26 protein-coding genes are annotated in these 26,275 nt (G+C 49.6%); 21 read left to right on the top strand and 5 right to left on the bottom strand.

Annotation, left to right across the window (positions count from 1 at the left end):
- Positions 1-8: 8 nt before the first annotated feature.
- On the bottom strand, positions 9-674 hold the full coding sequence (locus tag AB1757_18255; GenBank protein MEW6128987.1) for a YceH family protein: 666 nt from the start codon (positions 672-674) through the stop codon (positions 9-11).
- 147 nt (positions 675-821) lie between these two features.
- Entirely contained in the window at positions 822-1,835 is a 1,014-nt protein-coding gene (locus tag AB1757_18250; GenBank protein MEW6128986.1) for a 2Fe-2S iron-sulfur cluster-binding protein, read from the bottom strand.
- A gap of 303 nt (positions 1,836-2,138) precedes the next feature.
- Here AB1757_18250 and AB1757_18245 point away from each other — a divergent pair, with 303 nt between their 5' ends.
- From AB1757_18245 to AB1757_18235, 3 genes are all read left to right on the top strand, one after another.
- The gene (locus AB1757_18245; GenBank protein ID MEW6128985.1) at positions 2,139-2,984 is read left to right on the top strand and encodes a DUF1223 domain-containing protein; all 846 of its coding nucleotides are present in this window, start codon (positions 2,139-2,141) and stop codon (positions 2,982-2,984) included.
- Between the two features lie 123 nt (positions 2,985-3,107).
- A complete protein-coding gene (gene msrP / locus AB1757_18240; protein ID MEW6128984.1) occupies positions 3,108-4,085 on the top strand; it encodes a protein-methionine-sulfoxide reductase catalytic subunit MsrP in 978 nt (325 codons plus the stop codon).
- A gap of 85 nt (positions 4,086-4,170) precedes the next feature.
- A complete protein-coding gene (locus AB1757_18235; GenBank protein MEW6128983.1) occupies positions 4,171-4,800 on the top strand; it encodes a protein-methionine-sulfoxide reductase heme-binding subunit MsrQ in 630 nt (209 codons plus the stop codon).
- A gap of 9 nt (positions 4,801-4,809) precedes the next feature.
- Here the strand turns inward: AB1757_18235 and AB1757_18230 are convergent, their stop codons facing one another.
- The 3 genes from AB1757_18230 to ybaK all read right to left on the bottom strand — a co-directional run bounded on the left by AB1757_18230 (position 4,810) and on the right by ybaK (position 5,909).
- The gene (locus AB1757_18230) at positions 4,810-5,034 is read right to left on the bottom strand and encodes a hypothetical protein (protein ID MEW6128982.1); all 225 of its coding nucleotides are present in this window, start codon (positions 5,032-5,034) and stop codon (positions 4,810-4,812) included.
- A gap of 45 nt (positions 5,035-5,079) precedes the next feature.
- The gene (locus AB1757_18225; GenBank protein ID MEW6128981.1) at positions 5,080-5,298 is read right to left on the bottom strand and encodes a hypothetical protein; all 219 of its coding nucleotides are present in this window, start codon (positions 5,296-5,298) and stop codon (positions 5,080-5,082) included.
- Between the two features lie 122 nt (positions 5,299-5,420).
- Positions 5,421-5,909 (bottom strand): Cys-tRNA(Pro) deacylase, encoded by a 489-nt coding sequence (gene ybaK / locus AB1757_18220; GenBank protein ID MEW6128980.1) that lies wholly within the window; start codon positions 5,907-5,909, stop codon positions 5,421-5,423.
- A gap of 187 nt (positions 5,910-6,096) precedes the next feature.
- Here ybaK and AB1757_18215 point away from each other — a divergent pair, with 187 nt between their 5' ends.
- The 18 genes from AB1757_18215 to AB1757_18130 all read left to right on the top strand — a co-directional run bounded on the left by AB1757_18215 (position 6,097) and on the right by AB1757_18130 (position 26,261).
- Positions 6,097-7,164, top strand: a complete 1,068-nt coding sequence (locus AB1757_18215; GenBank protein ID MEW6128979.1) for a hypothetical protein — start codon at positions 6,097-6,099, stop codon at positions 7,162-7,164.
- A gap of 2 nt (positions 7,165-7,166) precedes the next feature.
- Positions 7,167-7,310, top strand: coding sequence for a hypothetical protein (locus tag AB1757_18210; GenBank protein ID MEW6128978.1), 144 nt, complete (start codon positions 7,167-7,169; stop codon positions 7,308-7,310).
- The gene (locus tag AB1757_18205; protein ID MEW6128977.1) at positions 7,307-8,038 is read left to right on the top strand and encodes a DUF4351 domain-containing protein; all 732 of its coding nucleotides are present in this window, start codon (positions 7,307-7,309) and stop codon (positions 8,036-8,038) included. The genes AB1757_18210 and AB1757_18205 overlap by 4 nt, the downstream gene beginning before the upstream one ends.
- A gap of 108 nt (positions 8,039-8,146) precedes the next feature.
- On the top strand, positions 8,147-10,084 hold the full coding sequence (locus AB1757_18200; protein MEW6128976.1) for a CBS domain-containing protein: 1,938 nt from the start codon (positions 8,147-8,149) through the stop codon (positions 10,082-10,084).
- Positions 10,085-10,108: 24 nt separating this feature from the next.
- The gene (locus tag AB1757_18195) at positions 10,109-11,533 is read left to right on the top strand and encodes an aldehyde dehydrogenase family protein (protein ID MEW6128975.1); all 1,425 of its coding nucleotides are present in this window, start codon (positions 10,109-10,111) and stop codon (positions 11,531-11,533) included.
- A gap of 19 nt (positions 11,534-11,552) precedes the next feature.
- On the top strand, positions 11,553-12,083 hold the full coding sequence (locus AB1757_18190; GenBank protein MEW6128974.1) for a hypothetical protein: 531 nt from the start codon (positions 11,553-11,555) through the stop codon (positions 12,081-12,083).
- Between the two features lie 101 nt (positions 12,084-12,184).
- A complete protein-coding gene (locus AB1757_18185) occupies positions 12,185-13,477 on the top strand; it encodes a glycosyltransferase family 4 protein (protein ID MEW6128973.1) in 1,293 nt (430 codons plus the stop codon).
- Between the two features lie 198 nt (positions 13,478-13,675).
- On the top strand, positions 13,676-14,341 hold the full coding sequence (locus AB1757_18180; protein ID MEW6128972.1) for an ABC transporter ATP-binding protein: 666 nt from the start codon (positions 13,676-13,678) through the stop codon (positions 14,339-14,341).
- Between the two features lie 37 nt (positions 14,342-14,378).
- Positions 14,379-16,076, top strand: coding sequence for a serine hydrolase domain-containing protein (locus AB1757_18175; GenBank protein MEW6128971.1), 1,698 nt, complete (start codon positions 14,379-14,381; stop codon positions 16,074-16,076).
- A gap of 29 nt (positions 16,077-16,105) precedes the next feature.
- On the top strand, positions 16,106-19,732 hold the full coding sequence (locus tag AB1757_18170) for an FtsX-like permease family protein (GenBank protein MEW6128970.1): 3,627 nt from the start codon (positions 16,106-16,108) through the stop codon (positions 19,730-19,732).
- 58 nt (positions 19,733-19,790) lie between these two features.
- On the top strand, positions 19,791-20,177 hold the full coding sequence (locus AB1757_18165; protein MEW6128969.1) for a hypothetical protein: 387 nt from the start codon (positions 19,791-19,793) through the stop codon (positions 20,175-20,177).
- The gene (locus AB1757_18160) at positions 20,167-20,598 is read left to right on the top strand and encodes an HNH endonuclease (GenBank protein ID MEW6128968.1); all 432 of its coding nucleotides are present in this window, start codon (positions 20,167-20,169) and stop codon (positions 20,596-20,598) included. The genes AB1757_18165 and AB1757_18160 overlap by 11 nt, the downstream gene beginning before the upstream one ends.
- A gap of 133 nt (positions 20,599-20,731) precedes the next feature.
- Entirely contained in the window at positions 20,732-21,979 is a 1,248-nt protein-coding gene (locus AB1757_18155) for a PQQ-binding-like beta-propeller repeat protein (protein ID MEW6128967.1), read from the top strand.
- A 151-nt stretch (positions 21,980-22,130) separates the two neighbouring features.
- Positions 22,131-23,396: a PQQ-binding-like beta-propeller repeat protein gene (locus AB1757_18150; protein ID MEW6128966.1), complete on the top strand. Its 1,266-nt coding sequence runs from the start codon at positions 22,131-22,133 to the stop codon at positions 23,394-23,396.
- A gap of 61 nt (positions 23,397-23,457) precedes the next feature.
- The gene (locus AB1757_18145) at positions 23,458-23,838 is read left to right on the top strand and encodes a DUF5678 domain-containing protein (GenBank protein ID MEW6128965.1); all 381 of its coding nucleotides are present in this window, start codon (positions 23,458-23,460) and stop codon (positions 23,836-23,838) included.
- 23 nt (positions 23,839-23,861) lie between these two features.
- Positions 23,862-24,269, top strand: coding sequence for a hypothetical protein (locus AB1757_18140; GenBank protein MEW6128964.1), 408 nt, complete (start codon positions 23,862-23,864; stop codon positions 24,267-24,269).
- 116 nt (positions 24,270-24,385) lie between these two features.
- A complete protein-coding gene (locus AB1757_18135) occupies positions 24,386-25,726 on the top strand; it encodes a PQQ-binding-like beta-propeller repeat protein (protein MEW6128963.1) in 1,341 nt (446 codons plus the stop codon).
- A gap of 250 nt (positions 25,727-25,976) precedes the next feature.
- Entirely contained in the window at positions 25,977-26,261 is a 285-nt protein-coding gene (locus AB1757_18130; protein MEW6128962.1) for a hypothetical protein, read from the top strand.
- Positions 26,262-26,275 lie beyond the last annotated feature (14 nt).

The raw sequence follows: 26,275 nt of genomic DNA, 5'->3' as shown, positions 1-26,275 counted from the left end.
TGTCTAGACTATTCAAACTGTTTTTTAAAATCTAAAAATTGCTGGCGTAAATCGGAAAGCTCCTGGTTTAAAGTTGCCACTTGCGTTTCAAGTTGAATGATGCGCTCTTCATCAATGCGAGTGCGCGGCGCGCTGGCTTCGCGCGCAGGCGGCGCTTCTTCATAATCCACCTTGACTTCCCCCGCGAGCAAATGCATAAACCGGGCTTCTTTGGTTCCCGCCTGGCGCGGCAATTTGACGACCAACGCGCCGGTATCGCGTTCAAGCAAACGTTGCAAAGCGGCTTCGACTTCATCAAGGCTGTCGAAATTCCACAGCGGATTGCAGCGCGTGCGAATTTCGCCGGGCGTTTGCGCGCCGCGAAGCATCAATACACAAAGCACCGCAATCTCTTCCTGGTTCAACTCAAAACTTTTCTCAAAGACATGACCATATTTCGGAACCCGACTGTCTGCGCCGCGAAATACCCACGCCAAACCTTTATCGCGCAAACTATCGAGGGCGCGCATCACCGTCTGCTCATCGTAAGCAACCACCGGGTTGCGACTCGATTTCTGATTGCAGGCGTTGATAAGCGCATTAAGTGACAGCGGGTAGTAATCGGGCAAAGTAATCTGTTTTTCAACCAGACAACCAAGAACGCGAACTTCAACTTCATTCAATAGAGTTTTCATAATTCCTCTGGTTAGGATACAGGGAAAAGAAAGTATGAAGTAGGAACGATGAACGATGAACAAAAAGCGTTTTGCAATTATTCATCGTTTAACATTCCGCTTTCATCGTTTCTTCTCCCCTGATTCCTGTATCCTGAATCCCGTATCCTAGTAACTCACATTACTCTGTTCGTTATCTTCATCTTTTAAAGCGCGAATAAATTTTCCGAAGACGCCACTCCACGGGGGAATCACAATTGATACCGGACCCGTGACCTGTGTTTGACAAGCCAGGCGAATGAGCGGCTTGTCTTCTTCGCTCAGGATATAGCCGAAATCGGGCATCTTGCGGTATTCAAGCCCGGCAATATCGCTGGTATTTTCAATGCCGCCAAGGATGCCAACCCAACAGGTGCCGCAAGCCCCCGACCGGCATTCAATCGGAATCGCCCCTTCGCCGGTTACGCAACGCGAATCTTTGGGGTAATAATCGCGTTTGTCTTCGGCAGCGGCGGTGGTGATTTGCTGCGTGTTAATGATTGGGAAATGCGCTTCATCGTCGTTTTCATCAAAGGTGACTTTGAAAATTTTGCGATAGCCACGCAGGAACCCCAACAGTCCCTGCCCTTCGTCTTTGGCGCGATTTGCTAAAACCTGTTCGGGCGTTTTGTGCGCCGCCTTTTTGCTGATGTGCAGCGTACCGGGCGCAGCTTTGAATGCGGCAATGCCAACCTGTTGCAAGGTCATAAACGCGACCGCCGTGATACCGACAAGTAATGAGGCATCCACGCCAATCTGCTTTCCGACTTCCAAGGCAACATCTTTGATTTGCGCCGCGAGTTCCAGACTTTTCGGCGCGGTGTTTGAAGTGGCAAATTGCGCGACGGCGGATTTGACCTGCGACCAGTAACGATGCCCGTACAAAAAGGTGTGTGACGAATCAATCTGCTCTTTTAAAGAATACTTGCCTTTGAGCAACAATCGTTTCGCCAAGGCTTCACAGTCTTGGGCTTGTTCAAGAGCCTGATGCAGTGAGAGCGGATAGAAATAAAACCAGATTTGGGTTGCTGCTTTATCGACCACGTGAATCGCCGGCAGAAGCGATTCAATTACTTCTCGCCATTTTTCTTCATTGTGTGAATTTAAGTATGCTGCAAATAAAGAACCACTGTTATGTGTCATCACGCTGATACCTGTTGTTTATGATATAAAAATTGAAATGCGAAATTTTAACAGGTCACTTTGCGCGACTCCAAGCTTGATAATCGCTTGCAATGAAACGATGCCCGTTTCAATAAAAAATTTTCTAACCGCCAGGTCGCCAAATTCGCCGGGAAAATTTTTGCAAAGATTTTAATTTTGGCGGATTTCGCGGTTTGGCGGTTCAAATTTTCTGTATCCAACGAGAATCAAAGGCGTGGGAATAAAATTTCCCGCCTGAGCATTTTATTGATATGTTGAAACTGAAATGACGAGAGGTTGTTGATGAAATTAAGAATAACGCTGTTTTTAACCATGTGCGCGATGTTGCTGATGGGCTTTTCGCTGGTTCGCCATTATACAAAAGTGCGCGCCGAAGCCGAATTTAATCGTGATTTAGCGATGTTGAAAGAGACGGTTGCTGTCGCCGATGGCAAGCGCGTTCCGGTGCTGGTCGAATTATTCACTTCGGAAGGCTGTTCAAGTTGTCCGCCCGCCGATGCTCTGCTTATGCAATTAGACCAATTGCAACCCATCGCCGGTGCCGAAGTCATCGCCCTCAGCCAGCACGTCGATTACTGGAATTATATCGGCTGGAACGATCCCTATTCGTCGCCGTTTTTTAGCCGCAGACAGGAAGCCTATTCATTGTCATTTGGCGGCGACCGGGTTTATACGCCGCAAATGATTGTTGACGGACAACGCGAATTTGTCGGCAGCCGCGTTGCCCAAGCCCGCGATGAAATCGCCAGAGCCGCCGGGCAATCGAAAGCGACGGTCAATATCGCTTTGCTTGCTTCAAATCCGAAAGACGCCCAACTCGAAATTACAATTGAAAATTTGCCCCCCAGAACCTCGACCGACACGACAGAAATTTTACTTGCCATCGCGGAAAACAATTTGAGTTCAAGTGTGTCGCGCGGCGAAAATTCGGGGCGCAAACTCGCGCACACTGCTGTGGTGCGCCAGATGAAAGTCATCGGCAAACTGAACGCCAACGAAAAATCGTTCAGCTTCAATCACACAATCGCCATTGAAAAAAACTGGAAGCGCGATAATCTAAAAGTTGTCGCTTTCATTCAGGAACGTGACAGTCGCAAAGTGCTGGGCGCAGCTTCGATAAAACTTTAAATCTGCGATTCTCGCTGGCGCGTACTTGCTGATGCAAAGAAGCGGCAAATAAATCATAGCGATGTTGAAGGAGCGGTCTGTGACCGCAAATTGCCATCAGGTGAAAAATAAAAGGCAGTTGTTATGTTGATTAAAAAAGCAGACGACTTTAAATCAAGCGAGATTACCGACGAAAATCTGGTGTTGAACCGCCGCAATTTTATTCGCGGCGCGGCGCTTGCCGCGACCACCTTGGGAACCGGTTGGCTCTACCGCACGCTCACCTCAAACAGCAAAGTAACGCCAAGTGCTCAACCGATTGCCAATGTCGAAGCAACTTCGCAACCGGCGGGACTCCTGCCGGGCGAAAAATTGAATTCCTTTGAAGACATCACCAACTACAACAACTTCTACGAATTTACGACTAACAAACAAGGGGTCGCATCGGTCGCCAAAAATTTCATATCGCGTCCGTGGACGGTCGAAGTCGCCGGGCTTTGTCGCAAACCGAAAACTTATGACCTTGATGAACTCACGCGGCTTTGGAAACCGGAAGAGCGCGTCTATCGTTTGCGTTGTGTCGAAGGCTGGTCAATGGTCATCCCGTGGATTGGTTTTCCGCTTGCGAGTTTGTTGAAAGAGGTTGAACCGTTATCAAATGCCAGGTTCGTCGAGTTCGTCACTGTGGTTGACCCGAAACAGATGCCCAATCAACGCGGCACCGATGTATTGGATTGGCCCTATGTCGAGGGACTGAGAATGGATGAAGCGTTGCATCCGCTCGTGATTCTTTCAACCGGGCTTTACGGCAAAGAATTGTTGCCGCAAAATGGCGCGCCGATCCGTCTGGTCGTGCCGTGGAAATACGGATTCAAGAGCATCAAATCCATCGTCAAAATTCGCCTGGTTGAAAATCAACCTAAGACGACGTGGCAGGAAGCGAACTCCCGCGAATATGGATTCTATTCTAACGTCAACCCAGGCGTAGACCATCCGCGCTGGTCACAAGCGACGGAACGTCGCATTGGGGAATTCGGCAGGCGCGATACGATTTTATTCAACGGTTACGGCGATCAGGTCGCAAGCCTCTACGCAGACATGGATTTGCGGAAGAATTTTTAGTCAGTAGTCAGTAGTCAGTAGCCCGTAGGTCGCTTTCGTAAACCTACGGGCTACTGACTACTGACTAAGAACTACGCGAAGCGTTATGAAAGAAGAAATCGGTTTTATCAAATTATTGGTGTTCGTCAATGCTTTGGTGCCGCTGGCACTCCTGAGTTATGACGCCTACTATCATCGGCTCGGCGCGAATCCTTTGGAATTTTTCACCTGGACGACGGGAACCTTGACGTTGGTGTTCTTGATAATCGCCTTGCTGGTGACGCCGCTTAGAAAAATTTTAGGGCTTCCGTGGATGATAAAACTCAGAAGAATGACCGGGCTTTTCGCATTCTTTTATGGCTTTTTGCATCTTGTGGCTTATGTGTGGTTCGACAAATCTTTTCAACTCGGCGCGGTCACCGAAGACGTTGTGAAACGCCCGTTCATCGCTTTTGGGATGCTCGGATTTTTTTTGATGATACCGCTCGCCGTTACTTCAACGCAGGGTTGGGTGAAGCGTCTGGGCGGGAAAAACTGGAATCGTTTGCATAAACTCGCTTATCTTGCGCCGGTCGCCGGAGTGATTCATTACTACTTGAAAGTCAAAACCGATGTCCGTATTCCTGTATGGTTCGGCGTCGCGCTGGCGGTGTTATTGATTTATCGTTTGCTGAACAAATACGCGCCGCAATTGACGCAAAAACAACCTGCAAGAACGCAGGCGCGACCTGAATAATACTTCGCATCATTTCACACTACTCAAGGAATCATTAAGAGCCTTATCCATTTGATGAAGTCCTATCGTGGTGCAATTTTCAACTGCCCAAAATAAATCTTCAATAATTGATTGAGCAGTTTCTTGGTCGCTATCAAGTGCAAGTTCAGGTATCAATTTTTCAAGTTCTTTACTAACCTTGAAAAGCTGATGCGCCAGTGAGTCCAATTTCTCTTTTTTCTTTTCTGGTGTCATGTGAGTTTCGCTACTTCACAAATTTTAATTGCTTTTTTACAAATCTTATTTCAACCCGCGCAGCACGTCTTCTTCATAATCGCAGATTAAACGTTCAGGGTCTTTGGCATCATAAGACTCTCGGTCGAGCCAGATTTTTACGCGCCCGTCGGTGACTTCGCAGACAATTTTATTTCCATAAACATAGTTGCCCGTGAGTTGTCCGTATTCGTTAAAAATGTACATCGGTATCAAATGTTTGATTTCACTGAAATCTACAATCATGAATTGTCCTTTAGAGCATATTTTGGCAGCAGGGTCGGGCTACTGACATCCGGTCAGCAAATACTCAGGGTAAGCGAAGCCCGCACGCTCTGCAACGCGCAATGAGAAAATTCCATCAACCTTCAAAGAGCAATCGCCACTTCGACTTCGGTTACCGGCAACACTTCGCGCAGCACCTGGGGGTTGATTTCAACTAAAAAACCGCGTTTGCCGCCGTTGATATAAATTTTCGGCAAAGCGAAAACCGTCCGCTCTACATAGACCGGCAAATTCGCGCGCGTGCCAAAAGGACTGGTGCCGCCGACTAAATAACCCGTGTGTTTTTGCGCGGTGTTCGGGTCGCAAGGTTGAATGCTTTTGACGCCAAGCTGGCGGGCGAGTTGTTTGGTCGAAACTTCGCGGTCGCCGTGCATCAAGACAATCAGCGCCCGCCGCGCTTCATCTTCCATCACCAGAGTTTTCACAACCGTATGTTCATCGACGCCGAGTTCTTCGGAAGAGCGCCGCGTGCCGCCTTTTTCCTGATAATCATAAAGGTGCGGCGTGAAGGTGATTTTCTTATCACGCAAAACACGCACAGCTTGAGTAATCGGATAATCTGCTTTTGCCATTTTTCTCCTGCAAGGGTAGCGGATTTAGGGCTGCGTTTAGCTAAATCCTAAACCCTAAATCTTCTATCCTTTTTACTAAATCCTTGTCTATCTTGACAGCCTTCTTACTGAGCGGCAACAATCGAATTTTCGCCAGCCATTTTATCAATTAGAGAGAATGAAATTGAAATCAAGAACGGAAACCGATATGCAAGCACAGATGAAGAGCGCACGCGAGCGATTGGATGCCTGGGTGCGCGAAGTTGTTCAGTGGCATTTTAACCCGGAAACCGGCTGCCCTTTCTGGTTAGAGCGGGCAAAGACCTTGGATTTTGATCCGCGTAAAGACATCAAAACCTATGATGACCTGAATCTGTTTGGCAATTTTCAGGATGAATGGTTGCGCGGCGGTCCCGTGCGCCGCTGGGTCCCGAAAGCCTATGCCGATAAACCGATTTATACATTTGAAACCGGCGGGTCAACGGGCGTTCCTAAATCGCGCATCGCCATCAATGATTTTCGCATTGACTATGAACTCTTCAGTGAAACCCTGCCCGATGAATTTTTTCCGAAAGGCGCGGACTGGTTGATGGTTGGGCCATCGGGTCCGCGACGACTGAGACTGGCGATTGAACATCTGGCGCAATTTCGCGGCGGCATCTGTTTTATGATTGACCTCGACCCGCGCTTTTTTATCAAGCTGCTCAAGTGGGGCGAAGCCGAAATCGCGCAGGCTTACAAAGACCATGTGATCAATCAGGCGCTGACGTTAATCAAAGCCCACGATAACATTCAATGTCTGTTTACGACGCCTAAATTACTTGAAGCATTATGTGAAAAAATCTCGCTCAAGAAAGCCGGTATCCGAGGCGTATTTTGTGGTGGCACGGAAATGACCCCGCAATTTCATCGCTTTGCCGTTGAAGAATTAATGGAAGGCGGTTATTTTGCGCCGACCTATGGCAATACGTTAATGGGACTGGCGACGCATAAACCCTTCGACCCGGCAGACAATTACGCGATTATCTATTATCCACCGTCGCCGCGCGCCATGATTGAAGTCGTTGACCCGGATGAAACCGATAGCGTTGTCGAATACGGAAAGACCGGAAGAGTGCGGCTCACGACGCTTACTAAAGAATTTTTCATGCCACGATTTTTGGAACGTGACGAAGCCGAACGCGAGTTGCCCTGTGAAAAATACCCCTGGGATGGAGTTCGCAATGTGCGCCCCTTCTCACGCTTCCAGACCAAAGTGGTTGAAGGAGTTTATTGAAATTGGATGGGCAACCGGATACCGAATCCAAACCGATAGCCAGCGACAATCTCTGCAAAGAACTTGCGGAAAGGTATCCTGAGCAATTCGTGCAGTGGCTTTTCGGGGTGCGCAGCGGCAAAGTGAAAATATTAAAACCGAAATGAGTCGTGAGCCAATTCGCGCCGATTCGGTAATTTTGTCAGCTAAAACCGGCGAGATTTTTCATATTGAATTTCAAACCACTGCGCAAAGTAAAATTCCTTTGCCGCTCAGGATGCTTGATTATTACGTTGGTCTCAAACGCTTGCACCTTACTAATCCCATCCGGCAAGTTTTGATTGTTTTGAAAGCGACCGGCGAAAAAGTGGTTGACGAATATCGCGATGAACATACGCATCATGCCTATACGGTGGTGCGAATGTGGGAACAGGACGCAAAAGCCTTAATGAAATTCGGCGGCTTGCTTCCTTTGGCGGCGTTATGCCGAACCGAATCCGGCGAAAGTTTATTGAGCGAATTGGCGAGCCGGATTGGTATGTTAAAATCGTCACAACAACGACGCGAGACGCTGACTTTTTCTCAAGTGTTGGCGGGATTGCGGTACAATAAAAATATCGTTTATGGGATTTTGAAGGAGAGCGATATGTTGGAAGAATCATCGGTTTATCAGGACATTTTACAAAAGGGCGTGAAGCGAGGTTTGGTTCAAGGCGAACAAAATATCGTTTTGCGATTGCTGACTCGTAAGCTTGGCAGGTTGTCGCCTAAAATCCATCGTCAAATAGAAAGTCTTTCTTCAAAACAGCTTGAAAAAATGAGCGATGAGTTATTGGATTTCAAAACCAAAGCTGACCTCATTGCCTGGCTCGATAAAAATTCCTCGACTCATTAGAAGCGGGTGTGCAAGAAGGCTTTTTTTCAGGCGTTAAAGCAGCTTTTCAAAATTGAGATATCCCCCGTGAAATCAGCAGTCATTTGAACGAATCATTAGGGGATGTTTATGGGGGAACATGATATTGCTCTCGAACATGATGACCGGCAGGCGCTCGGGTTTATGCAATCGTTGCTTGCCGATATTGCCGCGCTTGAACAGATGTTGGAAAGCGGGTTGATTGAAAGCGGCGCGCGCAGAATCGGAGCCGAGCAGGAGATGTTTCTGGTGGATGATTCCATGCGTCCTGCGCCGGTCTCTATGGAGATTCTCGCTGAAGGTAAAGACCCGCGGCTTACTACGGAAATCGGCAGGTTCAATCTCGAAGCCAATCTTTCGCCACAACTTTTTCAAGGTCGCTGTCTGCAATTGATGGAACGCGAGTTGGAAGAGGTTGTTGCCATTGCCAGACGCGGCGCACAAGCCTGTGATGCCGATATTGTTTTAACCGGCATCTTACCGACCATTCGTCATTCAGATTTGTCCCTTGAAAACCTTGCGCCCAATCCGCGATACGCCGAACTCAATCGCGCTGTGAATCTGCTGCGCGGCGGCTCTTTTAATGTTTACATCAAAGGTTTGGATGCCCTGCACCTGACCCACGATAACGTCATGCTGGAAGCCTGTTGCACAAGCTTTCAGGTTCACTTGCAAGTCAGCGCCCAAGAGTTCGTCGGCTTTTATAATCTGGCGCAGGCGATAACCGCGCCGGTGATGGCGGTCTCAACCAATTCGCCGCTATTGCTCGGCAATCGTTTGTGGCACGAAACGCGAATCGCGCTCTTTCAACATTCGGTTGATGAACGCTCAAGCGCGCGCTATGTGCGCGGCTATCCGGCGCGCGTCACCTTTGGCAATCAGTGGTTGGCGCATTCGATTCTGGAAATTTTTCGCGAACAGGTGGCGCGCTACCGTGTGATTTTGACCAAGCATATAGAAGAAGACCCGCTGGGCGCGCTTGAACGCGGCAAACTCCCGGAGCTTTCGGCGTTGCGTTTACATAATGGCACGGTCTGGCGTTGGAATCGCCCTTGTTACGGCATACTCGACGGCAAAGCGCATCTGCGGATTGAAAACCGCGTCATTCCGTCGGGTCCAACGATGCTCGATGAAATAGCAAACGCTGCGTTTTTTCTGGGACTGATGAACGCGCTCCCGGATGAATATGGTGACGTCCGGCAAATCATGTCGTTCGATGATGCGAAAGAGAATTTTTATGCGGCGGCGCGGCACGGATTGAATGCGCAATTCAGTTGGGTGAACGGTCGCCGGATTCCCGCGCCGGAACTCGTTCTCGACCATCTCTTGCCGCTGGCGCATCAAGGGCTGGAAAAAGCCGCCGTGCCGGTGGAAGACCGCGACCGTTATCTTGGCACCATCGAAGAGCGCGTCAGGCGCGACCAGAACGGCTCGCTCTGGATATTGCGTTCGCTTGCGGCGATGCACGAACAGGGTACGCGCGAACAAAGGCATCAGGCACTGGTGGCAACCATGCTCAAAGAACAAAAGCTGAATAACCCGGTGCACACTTGGGAACTCGCCAAACTGTCGGGCTTTCGCGATTGGGCGAATAGTTTTCGCACCCTCAGTCAATTTATGACGACGGATTTGTTTACTCTAAGACCCGATGATTTGATTGACCTCGCGGCATCGGTGATGGATTGGCGGCACATTCGTCACATTCCGGTTGAAGACAATGAAGGACATTTGATCGGTCTGGTGTCGCATAGAGATTTGCTCAAGATGCTCTATCATCGCACGACCGATAAAAAATCCGAGCCGATTAAAGTGAAAGAGATTATGAAATCGGAGCCGCTCACCGCAACCCCCGACACCTCGATTATCGAAGCGATGGAACTGATGCGCGAACATCGCGTCGGCTGTTTGCCAATCGTTGAAGACGGTCAACTGGTTGGCATCGTCACCGCATATGATTTTTTAACCATTTCCGCCGATTTAATTAGAAAAATTTTTTCAGAGATTGAAAACGACGACCCGGTCAGCTAAAACCTTTATGCGAGCGACAAATTTATGATACACATACCCATTCTCAGAAAAGGCAATCCTTATAAAAGCGTTGACGTTTCGACGACTCCGCATCATCAGACCCGCGAACCCTTTGTGGAAATTTCGCAAGCCAACGGCGGTCTGATTCGCCGCGATCTGCTCACCCAACACCAAAGCCGCCTGGCGCTGACGAAATTTTCTACCGAAGAGTTACTCGCGATTTCCAGGCAGGCTGCGGAATATTTTTTAAACGATAGCTTGCCGCTTGGTGACGGCGAGCAATCGCCGCAGGATTATGTCGAGCAGTTATCGGCAACCACCGGCATGCCGTTTGTGATGGTGCGCAAAAATATGCGCAAGATTTATAACGCGCTCGCCCAGATGCGCAGCGTTATTGACGGGCTGACACGGGGACTTGATTTGCAGATTCTCGATTCGGGGTTTGGCGCTCACGAAGGTCACGCGGTCGGTTTTTACCCGCGCGGCGATACGCTTGGCGTCGTCTTGCCGAGCAATTCGCCCGGCGTACATTCATTGTGGATTCCGGCGATTGCCCTCAAAACGGCGCTGGTTTTAAAACCCGGCGCGGCTGAACCGTGGTCGCCTTATCGCATCATTCAAGCCTTCATCAAAGCGGGTATTTCGCGTGAAGCATTTTATTTTTATCCGACATCGCACGCGGGTGCGGCGGATATTTTAAGAATGAGCGGGCGCGGCATGATGTTCGGCGATGTCGCGGCGGTCGGCAAATTCAAAAACGACCCGCGCATTGAATTGCACGGGCCCGGTTACAGCAAAGTTGTCATCGGCGAAGATTGTATAGACGAATGGGAAAAATATATTGATGTGATTGCTTCTTCGATTTTGGAAAACGGCGGGCGTTCGTGCATCAATGCCTCGGGCGTCTGGGTGCCGCGTCACGCAGATAAAATCGCTCAAGCCTTGGCTGAACGTTTCGCTCAAGTGATGCCGCTGGCTGCCGATGATGACAACGCGCAAATCGCGCCGTTTGCCGATGGCGCGGTTGGTGAACGCATTTCGGCGATGGTTGATGGCGGATTAATGGAAGAAGGCGCGCAGGATTTGACCGCCGCTTATCGCAACGGCGAACGCATCGCGCATTTGAATGGCTGTACCTACTTGCTGCCGACCGTGGTGCTGTGCAATTCGCCTGAACACACTTTGGCGAATAAAGAATTCCTCTTCCCCTATGCAAGTGTCGTGACCGTGAGTCAAGACGAAATTCCCGAACGCCTGGGGCAGACATTGGTGCTAACGGCAATCACGCGGGATGAATCGTTAATCGAGCGTTTGATTACTTCGCGCTTGGTTGACCGTTTAAACATCGGCGCGATTCCGACCTGGCAAATCGGTTGGGATCAACCGCACGAAGGCAATCTCTTTGAACACCTCTATGCGCGGCGGGCATTTCAACGCGCAAGGGCTTAAATAGGCAATGGAGGAATTCATGACACGATTAGTACGTACAACAACTCTTTCGTTTTTAATTGTAGTTATATCTTCCATTTTGGTAGCTAATGTAACCACCTCATCACAAAACCTAGAAGTCGTTTTTTATAAATTAGAAATAGATTCCGAACCTCTTAGAATGATTGAACTGCCAGCAGTTTTTGATCAGTGTGCATCTTGCAAACTAACCGATGAAGAGATGCAATATCTCAAAAGCCAAGGACTGACAGGTCAATTGCACTTCAGAAGTCAGGGTGTTCACGGAAACAAATTTGGAAAATTTAGTCGTGCGCTCATCATTATGTATCGGCAGCCGCCTCCGATGGAAATAACCCGCCTATATCAACCAGATGGCTGTAACGTAATCTACACGCAAACAGAAAACGGTTGGGATAAGTATCCAAAAGATGCTCGTACAACTTCATTAGCTATTACATTGAGTAGCCGCCCTGAATATCCTAACCAAATAATCTATTCTGCTGACCTGGCTGCTGGCGGAAGACAAGGTGGTGCAGCAATCATTTGGTAAAACTGGAATTCCCCTGGATAATTAAGTCTGCTTAGATTTTTCCTACAAACCCGGTCGAACTTTCTTTCAAATCTTTTTCTGGTTACTATTCAAAAACGACGATGAAACTGATTTACATCACGGCTGGGGCAGCGGGTATGTATTGCGGCAGTTGTTTGCGCGATAATGCGCTGGCTGCGGAAATGAAACGCCAGGGGCACGACGTAATGCTTGTGCCTATCTACACGCCGACGCTTACCGATGAAGTGAATGTTTCGCAGGAAAAGGTCTTTTTCGGCGGCATCAGTGTTTACCTTGAACAACACTCCGCCCTGTTTCGCAAAACCCCATGGCTACTGGACAAACTCTGGGATTCAAAATTCGCTTTGAAAATGGCAGCGAAACGCTCAATCGCCGTTGACCCCAAACTGCTCGGCGAAATGACCATCTCGACCCTTAAAGGCGAAGACGGTTTTCAGCGCAAAGAGATTCATAAACTCATTCACTGGCTTAGGACCGAACCCGACATTGACCTCATCAATCTGCCGAACGCCTTGCTCATCGGACTTGCGCGACCTCTGCGCGAAGCCCTTAAAAAACCGATTGTCTGCACCCTGCAAGGCGAAGATTTATTTTTAGACGGACTGCAAGACGCTTACCGCCAAACCGCCATGAATCTGGTGCGTGACAATATCGAATACGTCGATGCCTTCATCGCGGTGAGCAATTACTACGCGGAGTTTATGGCAGATTATCTGCGCATTCCGCCGGAAAAAATTCACCTCGTGCCGCTTGGCATCAATCTCGAAGGCTACTCGCGCCGAGAGCGCGAAAACCACGCGGACATTTTTACGGTCGGCTACTTTGCGCGCATTGCACCCGAAAAAGGGCTGCACGTTTTAACCGAAGCTTACAAATTTTTGCGTGAACGCCGGGACGCGCCGAAGATGCGTCTGGAAGTTGCCGGATACCTCGGCGCTGAAAATCACGATTATTTCAATAAAATTAAACAGCAGGTAAGCGATTGGGGCTTTAGCAATGAATTCACCTATCGCGGTTCGCTCGACCGGCAGGGCAAAATCGATTTTCTGCATACGCTCGATGTGCTTTCGGTGCCGACGCCTTATCATGAACCGAAAGGCTTGTTTTTATTTGAAGCGATGGCATCAGGCATTCCGGTTGTGCAACCGCGACACGGCGCATTTCCTGAAATCATCGCGAAAACTTCCGGCGGTATCCTGGTCGAACCCGGTGATGCTAAAAATTTAGCAGACGGATTGTTTGCCATCTGGCAGGATAGAGCGTTGGCGGAAGAACTCAGCCGCAACGGACACGCGGGCGTGCGTAAACATTACAGCGTCGAACGCATGACCGAACGCGCCGTCGAAGTTTATACAGGATTAATCAATCAATGAAGTTAAAGTGATTAAAAATAACCACAGGTGAAGAAGAAGGGGAGAAGGGGAGAGAGGGAGAAAGGGAGACCAAACGGATTTCAAGCATTTCCGTGAACTCAATTTTTAGAATTTCAGGATGTTTTTAGGAGTCGAATGAAATTCTCTCTTTCTCATTTTCTCTCTTCTTCCTCAAGTGGTGAAAAAGAGGTTCTCTGATTGCTCGAAATTACCAACTTAACCAAAACCTACCCAACACCCAACGGCACGCTTCCGGTGCTTGAAGACATCAGCTTAAAAATTGAACGCGGCGACGCGGTTTCGATTATGGGTCCTTCGGGCAGCGGCAAAAGCACACTGCTTTACATTCTCGGCGCGCTCGATACGCCAACCAATGGGAGTGTCACACTCGATGGGCAAAATCCCTTCGCGCTTGATGAAGCGCAACTCGCGACCTTTCGCAACCAACAAATCGGCTTTGTCTTTCAAGACCATTGTCTGTTGCCGCAACTCACCGTCTTGGAAAATGTGCTGACGCCGACGCTGATTGCCGAAAAAGGTGAAGATTTTACGGCGCGCGCCAAAACTTTGCTTGCGCAGGTAGGACTCACCGAGCGACTCACCCATCGACCGGCGGAACTATCGGGCGGCGAAAAACAACGTGTAGCGATTGCCCGCGCCTTGATTATGCAACCAACGATGCTTTTGTGCGATGAACCGACCGGCAACCTCGACCACAACTCCGCCGAAGCGGTCGCCGGACTTTTATTTGAACTGCACCGGAAACAACAGACTATTCTCGTGGTGGTTACTCACAACGCCGAACTCGCGGCGCGTTTTCCGAAACGCTTTGAAATGTGCGACCATCACCTTAAACAAATTTAATCAGCGATTGCTTCTTTAATTTCAAGGAGACTGCACGATGAAATTATCCCATCACCGATTCCCTTTATTAGAACTTGTTGTCATGCTATCGGGCATCGTTCTATTGCCATTTTCAACGTTCGCGCAAAACCATCAGGCTGAAACGCTCGCCGCTAAGGTTGATAAAATTTTCGCGAATTGGGATAAGCCGACCTCGCCCGGTTGCGCGCTTGGCGTCATCAAAGACGGGCAGTTGATTTACAAACGCGGTTATGGAATGGCAGACCTCGACCATGACATTCCAATCACCTCTGCCTCAGTTTTTCACGTCGCCTCGGTTTCCAAACAATTTACTGCGATGGCGATTCACCTGCTCGCCAAACAAGGCAAACTGTCGCTTGATGATGAAGTGAAAAAATATATTACGGAATTGCCGGATTTTGGGCACAAAATCACCATTCGCCATTTACTGCATCACACCAGCGGACTGCGCGACCAGTGGAGTTTGTTGGTGATGGCGGGCTGGCGACTTTCCGAAGACGTAGTGCGCGACGAAGACATTCTCGAACTCGTATCGCGACAGAAAGATTTGAACTTCAAACCCGGCGACCAGTTTCTTTATTGCAATACCGGGTACACCTTGCTGGCGATTATCGTTAAGCGCGTGAGCGGCAAATCCCTGCGCGAATTCGCCGCTGAAAATATTTTCAAATCGCTTGGCATGAACAACACTTTCTTTCGTGATGACCATGCAGTGATTGTTAAAAATCAGGCATACGGTTATGTGCCTGCCGCCAATAATACATTCAAATTCAATGTGCCGAATTACGATACTGTGGGCGCGAGCAGTTTGCTTACCACCATCGAAGACCTCGTCAAATGGGATCAAAATTTTTACGACTATCAAGTCGGTGGAAACGACGTGATTACGCAAATGCAAACCACCACGACGCTCAATAACGGCGATAAATTCCCTTACACACATGGACTGGCAGTTGGCAATTATAAAGGTTTGAAAATCGTCGAGCATTCGGGAGCCGATGCCGGTTATCGCTCGCACCTGATGCGGTTTCCCGAACAGAAATTTTCTGTCGCCTGTCTTTGCAATCTCGCCAGCACCAATCCCGGTATGCTGGCGCGACAGGTCGCCGATGTTTATCTTGCTGACCTTCTGAAACCGGAGGCGGCGAAACCCGTTGCGGAAATTAAGGGGGTGACGCTTACCGAAGAGCAGTTGAAACTGAAAATAGGCGCGTACTGGAACCCGTCTGCCGAAGATTTCGCCAAAGTGACGCTCTCGAATGGCAAGCTCTATTTCGCGGGCGGCACAAGCAGCGAACTCATTGCGCTTTCCGAAAACCGTTTTCAGATGAAAGTGCAACCCGCCGAGGTGCGATTTGAACCGGGTGCGGATGGCAGACTCCAAATGATTGTCAATATCGAAGGCAGAAAGCCGATTCTATTTACACAAATGGAGGCGATGAATCCGACTGCCGACGAGTTGAAAGAGTATGCCGGGGCGTTTTATAGCGATGAGTTGGACGCGACTTACAGAATCGAAATCCAGGATGGCAAGCTGTTTTTGAAACGCAAAAAATATCCGGCTGCGTCGTTTATGACAGCATTCAAAGATGCGTTCATCAACATTCAACTGGGAACCCTTCGCTTTACACGCGACGCGCAAAAACGCATTAACGGATTGATTATCGGTTCGGGACGCATACGCAATATGCGCTTCGTCAAACAAGCGCAATAAATTTGCGACACCAGTCAATGCAGTTCATTATGAAAACCTCCAGGCTGATTAAACAAAACCTCCTGCATTTTTGGCGCACCAATCTCGCGGTCATCTCAGGTGTAGCGACTGCCGTGGCGGTGCTTGCCGGAGCCTTGCTCGTCGGCGATTCGGTGCGCGCCAGCCTTCGCGAATTATTTTTATCAAGGCTTGGCAATACCGATTACATCATTTCTTCGACAAGCTTTTTTCGCGAACCGCTTGCCGCCGATTTACAGGCGAATAATCAATTCAGCGCCAATTTCAAAGCCGCCTGTCCGGTCATTACTTTGAACGGATATGTAACGCACGAAAAAAGCAAACAGAGCGCCTCGCAGGTGCAGGTCTATGGCATTGATGAACGCTTCTGGCAATTTCACGGCAAAACCGCTCACCCAATCGAAGACCGCGAATTGCTTATGAGCGAGGCGCTTGCCGCTGAACTTGGAAGCAACGCCAATGATTCGATACTGCTGCGCATTGAAAAACCTTCGGCAATTCCGGCGGGGTCTTTGCACGGCAAGAAAGATGATTTAGGTCGCACCATTCGCCTCTCAATGCGCGAAGCATTGAGCGAATCCATGCTTGGCAGTTTTTCACTGCGCCCGCAACAAGGTCAGGTGCGCGCAATTTTTGTTTCCCTGCGTCGCCTGCAAAAAGATTTGGAGATGCAGGGCAAAGCCAATGCCTTACTGATTCAAGGAAGTCAGGAATCAGGAGTCGGGAGTCGGGAGTCGGGAAAGGTTGCAACGCTTGCGAAAATTTTAAAAGAGCAATTCGCGCTCGAAGATTTAGGATTGAAATTGCGCGTGCTCGAAGACCAAAGTTGTATTCAACTTGAAAGCGACAGCGCCATCATTAACGACACGATTGCCGATGAAGTAAAGACCGTTGCCGCAAGTTCCGGCGCGAAAGCCGAGCCGGTGTTGAGTTATCTGGCAAATACTATCAGCACCGAAAGCCATGCAATTCCTTATTCACTGGTCACAGCGTTTGATGAAACGCGGCTTGCGACATTGACCAAATCCAACCCGGTTTCACGCAATACATCCGCGAAAAATGATGCAAGCCATTCAACTCAAACTGCGCCGCAAAACGCGACAGGCAATGCGGAATCAGGATATGCGAATCCTCGTGCCGCGCAAGGCACAGTGACTGCGCAAAGCCCGCCGATTATTCTGAATGACTGGGCAGCAAGTGATTTGCATGCCCGGGTCGGAGATGTAATCACCCTTGAATATTATGTTTGGCAAGAAGACGGGAAATTGGAAACCGCGCGCGCCAATTTTCGACTGGCAGGTGTGACTTCAATTGCAGGCGCGGCAGCCGACCGCAATCTGGTTCCCGATTATCCGGGTATCAGTGATACCGCAAGTCTTTCGGATTGGGACCCGCCGTTTCCCGTAGACCTCAAACGTGTGCGTCCGAAAGACGATGCCTACTGGAAACAATATCGCACCACGCCGAAAGCTTTTATCGAATTGCCGGTCGGGCAAAGGCTCTGGCAAACCCGTTATGGTCGGGCGACTTCAATGAGAATTTACCCCGAAGATAAAAGCGATTTGCAAAGTTCGCTTGCAAACTTCAAAACCCGATTGCGCGATGCGCTAGACCCTGTGGCAGCGGGTTTGGTGGTATTCGATGTGAAAGCGCAAGGGTTAAAAGCATCGCAGGGCGCGACCGATTTCGGCGAATACTTTATCTATTTCAGTTTCTTTCTGGTGGTTTCAGCATTGATGCTTGCAAGCCTGTTTTTCAAACTCGGTATTGAACAGCGCGTCAGAGAAATCGGCTTGCTGCGCGCCATCGGTTTTTCCAATAGCAAAGTTCGCAACCTGTTTTTAATCGAAGGCGTGATGCTCGCGGCGCTTGGCAGTCTCATCGGCATTGTTGCAGCAATCATCTTTGCCTGGTTGTTGATGGTTGGGCTGAAAACGTTTTGGGTCGGCGCGGTCGGCACCACGCTTTTGCGATTGCACATTAGTCCAATATCGCTGATTTTCGGAAGCCTCGGCGGCGTGATTGCGGCGCTTCTGTGTATCTGGTGGACGTTGCGCGCGCTTAAACGTGCCGCGCCGCGCGCTTTGCTATCCGGCGTGGTGGTCGGCGATCAGTCGCCGGTCGTTGGTGAAAAAAACAAACGTCAGGGCTTTGCCATCGGGCGACTGTTTTCTGCCCGAGTTGCGGCAATCATTTTTGCCATACTGGGCTTTGCGCTGCTGGCGATGGCAGCAACCAATCGTATCGGGCAGGTTGCGGGATTTTTCGGGGCGGGGATTTCGCTTTTGGTTGCCTTGCTTGGTTGGCAATCGGTGTGGTTGCGCAGCGAAAACAAATCGCTACTCAAGGGCAAAGGTTTTCGCGCCGTATCGGCGATGGGATTTCGCAATGCGACGTATCGTGCCGGACGCAGCGTCCTGTGTATCGCGCTCATTGCTTCGGCGGCGTTCATTATCGTCGCGGTTGATGCGTTCAGACGCGACGTAAGCGCCAATGCGTTTGATAAAAAATCGGGAACCGGAGGATTTCCCTTGCTTGCCGAAACGCTTTTGAATTTGCATTATGACCCGGCAACCGTTGATGGACGCGAAGAATTGAACATCACCGCCGACAGCCGGTTTTCGCCCGATATGGTCGCGTTTACGCGCTTTCGACTGAGGCGCGGCGAAGATACCAGTTGTTTAAACCTCTATCAACCGCACAACCCGCGCATTCTCGGCGCAACCGACGATTTCATTCAAAGCAATCGCTTCACCTTTCAGGATTCACTGGCACAAACCGCAGAAGAAAAAGCGAATCCCTGGTTATTGCTCAACAAAGATTTTTCAGAATCAAATTCAAAAAACCAATCGCAATCATCAACCAGCAGCGTCAATCCGCAATCCACAATCCGCAATCCGCAATTGGAAAGTCCGCAATCGGTGATTCCGGTTATTGTTGATGCCAATTCGCTCACCTATGTTCTGCATTTGAAGTTGGGCGATGAATTTTTGCTCGAACAAACCGGCAAAGCGGCGCTCAGATTAAAAATTGTTGCGGCGCTCTCTGACAGCCTCTTTCAAAGCGAATTTCTGATGAGCGAGAAAAATTTTTTAAACGCCTTTATTAACGAAGGCGGATATGGATTTTTCCTGCTTGATGTCGAGTCGCAGAATCAAACCGCAGTCACTGCGGCGCTTGAAGAAAAATTATCCGATTATGGGTTTGATGTGATGTCTACGGCAGAACGTCTGGCGAGTTTTCATCGCGTCGAAAACACCTATATCTCTACGTTTCAAACCCTCGGCGCATTGGGACTGTTGCTTGGCACGCTGGGGCTTGCGACCGTGCTCTTGAGAAATGTTTTAGAGCGGCGCAAAGAGCTGGCACTACTAAAAGCCATCGGTTACAACGCCAGGCATTTTTCACTGATGGTGATTGCCGAAAACGCGCTGCTGTTAATTTGCGGACTGGTGACCGGAACCGCGTGTGCGCTACTTGCCATCGCCCCGGCGTTTCTGGCGCGTGGCGGACATTTGCCGACCGTGTCGCTGGCGCTGTTGTTGCTTGCGGTTTTAGCGACTGGTTTGCTGGCATCGGTTTTTGCTACGCGGGCGGCGCTCAGGTTGCCCTTGCTTGCTTCTTTGCGCGCCGAATAAATCATTTTGCCGGTGTGACCTCATTGCATAAAATGGAAAGGTGGAAAGGAAATCGTCTATGTCTACAACACCAGCCTCGCCGATGACTGTAGAAAACTTACTGGCGGTCATTAAGCGATTATCTCCTTCCGAATTGCGTGAGTTCAAAAACCGCTTTGCCGATTGGCAAAATAAAGAGGCGAAGAAATCCGAAGCTGAATTAATAAAAGCGACCCGGCTTTCACTTTCGCCTGCCGATAAACGTCGGTTGCAACGGCTCACCGATAAAAGTGAGCGCGGCAAGCTCACCGAAAAAGAATTAACCGAATATCAACGCCTCGCCCGTCAGGCGGAAGAAATAGCGGCAAAGCGCGTCGCCGCCTTAGCGGAATTGGTTCAACGGCACAAACAACCGGTCAGCGCGGTGAAGCGAAAAATCGGTTGGAAAAATTCCTATGACAGCTAAAGCCATCTCGCGCGCCGTGCGACGGATGGTTCGCCAACGGGCTGGCAATCGTTGCGAATATTGCCGCCATCCGGCTGACTATGCTTGCGCGCCTTTTGTTTGCGAACATATTTTGCCGCGTGTGTTCAGCGAAGATGATTCAATAGAAAATCTGGCGTTTGCCTGTGCGGCTTGTAATGGACATAAATATGCGAAAACTGAGGCACCCGATGCGCAAACCCGACGCTCGGTTTCGCTGTTTCATCCGCGTCGGCAGCAATGGTCGAGACATTTTCAATGGAGTGATGATTCGCTGTTCATCATCGGACGAACGGCTACCGGCAGAGCGACGGTTGATGCTTTGCATCTGAATCGCCCGGAAGTCGTCAACTTGCGTCGCGCCTTGAAAGCCCTTGGCGAACACCCGCCCTCTAAGAAGTGAGAGGATTCAGTATTCTCCTTCAGGTTGCCGTTGCTTGCCTCTTTGCGCGCCGAATAAAAACGGGAATAAATTTTCATATGAATGATTTTTAATGATAATCACCAGCCAGTAATTATTGGGAGTTCAAATTTTCATGCTTAAAAGAAACCTTTTTCGCCCAGTTTTTTTCGTTGCTTTAACTACTTTCTTCATCACTCAATCAACTCTTGCGCAAGATTGGGCGCAATGGCGCGGCGCGGGTCGTGATGGCATTGCCAACGGTTTTGTTCAACCCAAAAGCTTGCCGGAACAATTGCAACGCCAATGGAAAATCGAAATCGGTATCGGGCATGCATCGCCTGTGGTTGTCGGCAAGCGCATTTTTACGTTCACGCGAGTGGGCGAACTCGAAACCGTTGCCGCTTATGATTTGGCAAGCGGCAAACCAATCTGGAAAGACAGCTATGCGGTGGATTACAAGATGAATCCCGCTGCCGTCACCCACGGCAAGGGACCGAAATCAACTCCGGTTATCGCCAACGGCAAGCTTTATACTTTCGGCATCAACGGGGTGCTGTCCTGCTACGACGCGACGACTGGCGCGCGCCGATGGCGCAAGGAATTTTCCAAAGAATTTAAAACCACCTCACCCGATTTCGGCGTCGCTATGTCGCCCATCGTGGATAAGGGGTTAGTGATTGCGCATGTCGGCGGCTTGAATAGCGGCGCGCTCACGGCATTTGATGCCGAGACCGGCGAGGTGAAATGGCGCTGGATGGGCGATGGTCCCGCTTACGCTTCGCCGATTGTCGTTGAACTCGGCGGCACGCGGCAACTGGTTACGCAGTCACAAGTCAACATCATCGGCGTCAACCCGGCGAATGGCGAATTGCTCTGGCAGATACCATTTACCACAGCGTATTTGCAAAACATCGTCACTCCCGTCGCCTATAAAGACACGTTGATTTTTTCCGGCATCGACAAAGGCACATTTGCAGTTCGCCTCACAAAAAGCGATGGGAAATTCAAGCCCGAAACTGTCTGGGAAAATAAAGAGGTGGCGATGTACATGAATTCGCCTGTACTGCGAGGCGATTATCTTTACGGCATGTCGCACAAGAAAAAAGGGCAATACTTTTGCCTTGATGCGAGGACTGGCAAAACCCTTTGGACAAGCGCAGGACGCGAAGGCGACAATGCGGCAATCGTCGCTGCCGGGTCATGGCTATTTCTGCTCGACGACGGCGCGGAACTCACGGTTGCCAATGCTTCTGAAAAACAGTATCAGATACTCAAGAAATACACCGTCGCCGATAGTCCGACGTGGGCGCATCCCGCAATAATCGGCAAGCAGGTGTTGATTAAAGACCAGAACTCACTGGCGCTTTGGAGTTTTGAATAAAAGCTGTCAACCGATTGACCATCAGCGCGGGCGTTCAGGTGTGTGCGCTCTGATAGTCGGTCTATGAGCGAATTTCGATTTGGCTTTGCGTTCCTGGCGTTTTTGCGGTTAGTTTTACATTTCCTAAACACACACTACAGGGAGGTAAATCGTGACCCAACGAATTTTCATTGCGGGATTCATCCTTTTGTTTTGTCTGAATATTTCGTTTGCCGAAAATTGGGCGCAATGGCGCGGACCCAATTTAAACGGCACGAGCAGCGAAAAGAATCTGCCGACCACCTGGAGCGAAACCGAAAACCTTACCTGGAAAGTGCCGATGCCTGCCTTGAGCGGGTCAACGCCGATTATCTGGGGTGAATTGATTTTTTTAAACATCGCTGATGGCGATAGCCTCTACCTCTGGTGTTTAAATCGCGCCAAAGGCGAAACGCTTTGGAGGAAACTTTTAGGCACCGGCAATGTCAAAATGCGCAAACAGAATATGTCATCGCCCAGTCCTGTCACCGATGGGCAAAACGTCTGGGTGATGACCGGCACCGGCGTTTTAAAAGCTTTTGATTTCAAAGGCGCGGAAACTTGGGCGCGCGATATTCAAAAAGATTACGGACATTTCGGCTTGAACTGGGGTTATGCTTCATCGCCGCTTCTCCATGAAGATTCGCTTTATGTGCAGGTGCTTCACGGCATGCGAACCGATGACCCGTCATACATCCTTCGCATTGATAAAAAAACCGGCAAGACTTTGTGGCGGGTTGAACGTCCTACGCAAGCCATACAGGAATCGCCCGATTCCTATGCGACACCGGCGCTTCTGAAATACGGCAACACCAAAGAAATCGTCATCACCGGCGGCGATTGTGTAACCGGGCACGACCTGGCGACCGGCAAAGAGTTGTGGCGCGTCAATGGTCTCAATCCCGAAAACCATCCGTTTTATCGCATCGTCGCGTCGCCTGTGGTTGCAGATGGCATCGTCTATTCACCGAGTCGCGTCAAGCCTGTAGTCGCGATTAAAGCCGGAGGGCGCGGCGATATTACCGCTTCGCATAAGCTCTGGTCATTTGATAGAGGACCCGATGTGCCGACGCCGGTGACCGATGGAAAATATTTTTATTCGTTCGATGACCGGGGCGTCACCTGGTGTCTGGATGCGAAAACCGGAAAAGTCATCTGGGGACCTGAACGCATTAAACCCGCGACCTACAGCGCCTCGCCTATCTTGGCGGACGGCAAAATTTACATCACCAATGAAGACGGACTCACCGTCGTGTTAAAAGCCGGTGATAAATTTGAAGTGCTCGCTGAAAACGATTTGAAAGATTATTGTCTGAGTACGCTGGCAATTTCCGACGGGCAGATTTTCATTCGCACCACGCAGCACCTTTATTGCATCGGCAAACGTGTAGCCAGATAAGGCGCGCAAGTTATCGCAATCAATTGAGCGATACGCTATGATAGCGACCAGGAGAATGGTTATGTCTGAAGTGACGCTCGAAAAAGTTATTGCTGAGATTGATGCCTTGAATCAGGAAAGCTTGCGTCAATTGCGTCAAGTGGTGGACGAAAAATTGCAGCGGCTGGAACAAGCAACTTCAGAACCGACGCCCAATAAACTTCCAGTGCCGCGATTTCTCGGCTACACTGCGCCTCCCAAAGACCGCACCAAAGAATACGAGTGGTTACGAGCGCACCGTCAGGAATATTTGCATCAATGGGTAGCGTTGGATGATGATAATTTGCTTGCACATGGCAAAAAGTTCAAAGAAGTCATTGAAACAGCGCGACAAAAAGGGGTTCCTGATGCATTGATGATTTTTGTCGAACCGCCCGATGCGCCGCCATTTGTGTTGTGGTAATCCTTTTCAGGTTTTGAATCTGTATGCCATTTCAACTCACATTTGCTGAGCGTTACGTTTATAAATCTCTGGAGAGTGGAATCACTATACCAACGGCTTTGCGGCTTGGTCGACATTTTGTTTCCGTTGATGCAAAGATAGATACCGGCGCGCAAGTTTGTCTTTATACGCGAGACGCCGGTGAAGATTTGGGAATTGATATTGAATCCGGCATTCCTTTATCGCTCACGACGATTGCGGGCAGTATGCTGGCTTATGGGCACGAAGTCACATTGGAAACGCTGGGACTCAGTTTCCAAACTATTGTCTATTTTTCCGAATTTGAAAATTTGCCGCGCAATCTTTTAGGTAGGCAAGGATGGCTTCGACTGGTGCGACTTGCCATCGTTGATTACGATGAAGCGATTTATCTGAGTCCGTACACGGGTTAATTGAATCAACACCCGGCAAATTGCTTGAGACAACTTATGCTTTCTTTTAAAGCGTTTTTCGATTTGAAAGAGAACCACCGTTTGATTTCCAAATTAACAATTAAAGGGACAAGAAGATGCATATAAAAACTCATTTGGCGATGTTGTTGATTTTGCTTTTTATCAATCCGGTTTTTGCTCAAACCAACTGGACGCAGTTTCGCGGCGCGGGTTCGCTTGGGGTGGCAACCGATGACCCGAATCTGCCCGATAAATGGAGCGCGACGGAAAACGTCGTCTGGAAAACTGATATATCGGGAACCGGATGGAGTTCGCCTGTGGTGTTTGGCGATTCGATATTCTTAACTTCGGTGATTTCGGCAAGCGATGAAGAGAAGCCGAAAAAAGGGCTTTATTTCGGCGGCGAACGCCCGGCGTCGAAAGCCGAACATCGCTGGGCGGTTTACGCTGTGGATTTCAACACCGGCAAAATCAAATGGGAACGCGAAGTTTTTAAAGCCATCCCCGAAGCCAAACAATCGCGCCACTTGAAAAATTCTTATGCGTCGGAAACCCCTGTGACCGACGGCGAACGTGTCTATGCCTATTTCGGCAACGTCGGGCTTTTTGTTTTCGATATGAAAGGCAAACCGTTGTGGTCGAAAAAATTCGGCGCTTTTAAAACCCGTTACGGCTGGGGCACGGCGGCTTCGCCGGTGGTTTACAAAGACCGCGTCTACATCGTCAACGACAACGACGAACAATCGTTCATCGTTGCCTTGAACAAAAAGACCGGTGAAGAAATCTGGCGAGCCGCAAGACAGGAAGGCACCAACTGGGCGACGCCTTACATCTGGGAAAATGAGCAGCGCACCGAACTCGTCACTTCCGGCACTGACCGCGTGCGCGCTTATGATTTGAACGGTAAAGTGCTCTGGGAATTTTCCGGTATGTCGTCGATTGCCATCCCGACGCCGTTTTCAAAATTCGGACTGCTTTACATTGCATCAGGTTACGTCGGCGACCAGCATCGCCCGGTTTATGCGATTCGCGCAGGCGCAAGCGGTGACATCTCGCTTAAAAAAGGCGAGACTGCAAATCAATTCATCACCTGGTATCAACCGCAAGCCGGGCCCTACAACCCCTCGCCAATCATTTACGGCGATAACTATTACACGCTCTATGACCGGGGCTTTTTCACCGCCCACGATGCCAAAACCGGCAAAGAGATTTACGGCAAACAACGCATCGACCCGGCTACCACTGCCTTCACCTCTTCACCGTGGGCTTATAACGGAAAGATTTTTGCCTTGAGCGAAGACGGCGATACCTTCGTCATTCAAGCGGGCAACGAATTCAAAGTCATCGGCAAAAATTCATTGGAAGAGTTTTGCATGGCGACACCGGCAATCGCGCGCGGCAGTTTAATCATTCGCACCGCGTCGAAACTCTATCGCATCGCCAAAAAGAAAAGCTGATGCCCCTGAAGGCAATTCACCATTGCCAAGCCGTTGATAATCACAAATGACAAAAGGTTCACTACCGGGTGAACCTTTTATGTTCTTCAGGTTTTTATGTCATCTGTCAGGATGACATAGGGGCTTGAAGTAGCGGATTCGCCTGGTTTAATCATTTTACGCGAAGCGATTCTGGGCGCGCACATTGACCGCTGCCTCGTGCTTCACTTAACATTGCCTCGCAAAATTTCTTTTCATTGGAGCGACGATCATGAGTTCAACGGGAATTCCTGACATTAAATCGAGATTCATTCAACCGCCGACGGAAAAAACCGGCGCGTACCTGCCGCTGCTTCCCGGACAGACGGTGTGTACAGTGAAAAACGAAAAAGGCGAAAATTGTTTAGGGCATATCAAACAATGGTTCACGGCTTCAAAAGAGGATTTAGCCAAAGCCGCAGCGGGTAATGTCCTGCATCGTTGTCAACGCTGCCAGGCGGTTTACGAAGGTCCGCCGAAACAACATCTCAACCCGCTACCGAAAAAGAAGAAATGAATCCGTTGAGGAAC

Source organism: Acidobacteriota bacterium (assembly GCA_040754075.1).
Taxonomy (GTDB): domain Bacteria; phylum Acidobacteriota; class Blastocatellia; order UBA7656; family UBA7656; genus JBFMDH01.
Note: the sequence above shows the minus strand (reverse complement) of the source record. Positions and strands in the feature narration are given on the sequence as shown.

What these genes read in the sequence shown, in the direction of transcription:
- AB1757_18155 (MEW6128967.1), top strand. Translation starts at nt 20,732, where the DNA reads ATGCTTAAAAGAAACCTTTTTCGCCCAGTTTTTTTCGTTGCTTTAACT.
- AB1757_18190 (MEW6128974.1), top strand. Translation starts at nt 11,553, where the DNA reads ATGACACGATTAGTACGTACAACAACTCTTTCGTTTTTAATTGTAGTT.
- AB1757_18225 (MEW6128981.1), bottom strand. Translation starts at nt 5,298, where the DNA reads ATGATTGTAGATTTCAGTGAAATCAAACATTTGATACCGATGTACATT.
- AB1757_18230 (MEW6128982.1), bottom strand. Translation starts at nt 5,034, where the DNA reads ATGACACCAGAAAAGAAAAAAGAGAAATTGGACTCACTGGCGCATCAG.
- ybaK (MEW6128980.1), bottom strand. Translation starts at nt 5,909, where the DNA reads ATGGCAAAAGCAGATTATCCGATTACTCAAGCTGTGCGTGTTTTGCGT.
- AB1757_18195 (MEW6128975.1), top strand. Translation starts at nt 10,109, where the DNA reads ATGATACACATACCCATTCTCAGAAAAGGCAATCCTTATAAAAGCGTT.
- AB1757_18235 (MEW6128983.1), top strand. Translation starts at nt 4,171, where the DNA reads ATGAAAGAAGAAATCGGTTTTATCAAATTATTGGTGTTCGTCAATGCT.
- msrP (MEW6128984.1), top strand. Translation starts at nt 3,108, where the DNA reads ATGTTGATTAAAAAAGCAGACGACTTTAAATCAAGCGAGATTACCGAC.
- AB1757_18145 (MEW6128965.1), top strand. Translation starts at nt 23,458, where the DNA reads ATGTCTGAAGTGACGCTCGAAAAAGTTATTGCTGAGATTGATGCCTTG.
- AB1757_18215 (MEW6128979.1), top strand. Translation starts at nt 6,097, where the DNA reads ATGCAAGCACAGATGAAGAGCGCACGCGAGCGATTGGATGCCTGGGTG.
- AB1757_18165 (MEW6128969.1), top strand. Translation starts at nt 19,791, where the DNA reads ATGTCTACAACACCAGCCTCGCCGATGACTGTAGAAAACTTACTGGCG.
- AB1757_18200 (MEW6128976.1), top strand. Translation starts at nt 8,147, where the DNA reads ATGGGGGAACATGATATTGCTCTCGAACATGATGACCGGCAGGCGCTC.
- AB1757_18170 (MEW6128970.1), top strand. Translation starts at nt 16,106, where the DNA reads ATGAAAACCTCCAGGCTGATTAAACAAAACCTCCTGCATTTTTGGCGC.
- AB1757_18130 (MEW6128962.1), top strand. Translation starts at nt 25,977, where the DNA reads ATGAGTTCAACGGGAATTCCTGACATTAAATCGAGATTCATTCAACCG.
- AB1757_18140 (MEW6128964.1), top strand. Translation starts at nt 23,862, where the DNA reads ATGCCATTTCAACTCACATTTGCTGAGCGTTACGTTTATAAATCTCTG.
- AB1757_18245 (MEW6128985.1), top strand. Translation starts at nt 2,139, where the DNA reads ATGAAATTAAGAATAACGCTGTTTTTAACCATGTGCGCGATGTTGCTG.
- AB1757_18175 (MEW6128971.1), top strand. Translation starts at nt 14,379, where the DNA reads ATGAAATTATCCCATCACCGATTCCCTTTATTAGAACTTGTTGTCATG.
- AB1757_18250 (MEW6128986.1), bottom strand. Translation starts at nt 1,835, where the DNA reads ATGACACATAACAGTGGTTCTTTATTTGCAGCATACTTAAATTCACAC.
- AB1757_18255 (MEW6128987.1), bottom strand. Translation starts at nt 674, where the DNA reads ATGAAAACTCTATTGAATGAAGTTGAAGTTCGCGTTCTTGGTTGTCTG.
- AB1757_18185 (MEW6128973.1), top strand. Translation starts at nt 12,185, where the DNA reads ATGAAACTGATTTACATCACGGCTGGGGCAGCGGGTATGTATTGCGGC.
- AB1757_18135 (MEW6128963.1), top strand. Translation starts at nt 24,386, where the DNA reads ATGCATATAAAAACTCATTTGGCGATGTTGTTGATTTTGCTTTTTATC.
- AB1757_18160 (MEW6128968.1), top strand. Translation starts at nt 20,167, where the DNA reads ATGACAGCTAAAGCCATCTCGCGCGCCGTGCGACGGATGGTTCGCCAA.
- AB1757_18205 (MEW6128977.1), top strand. Translation starts at nt 7,307, where the DNA reads ATGAGTCGTGAGCCAATTCGCGCCGATTCGGTAATTTTGTCAGCTAAA.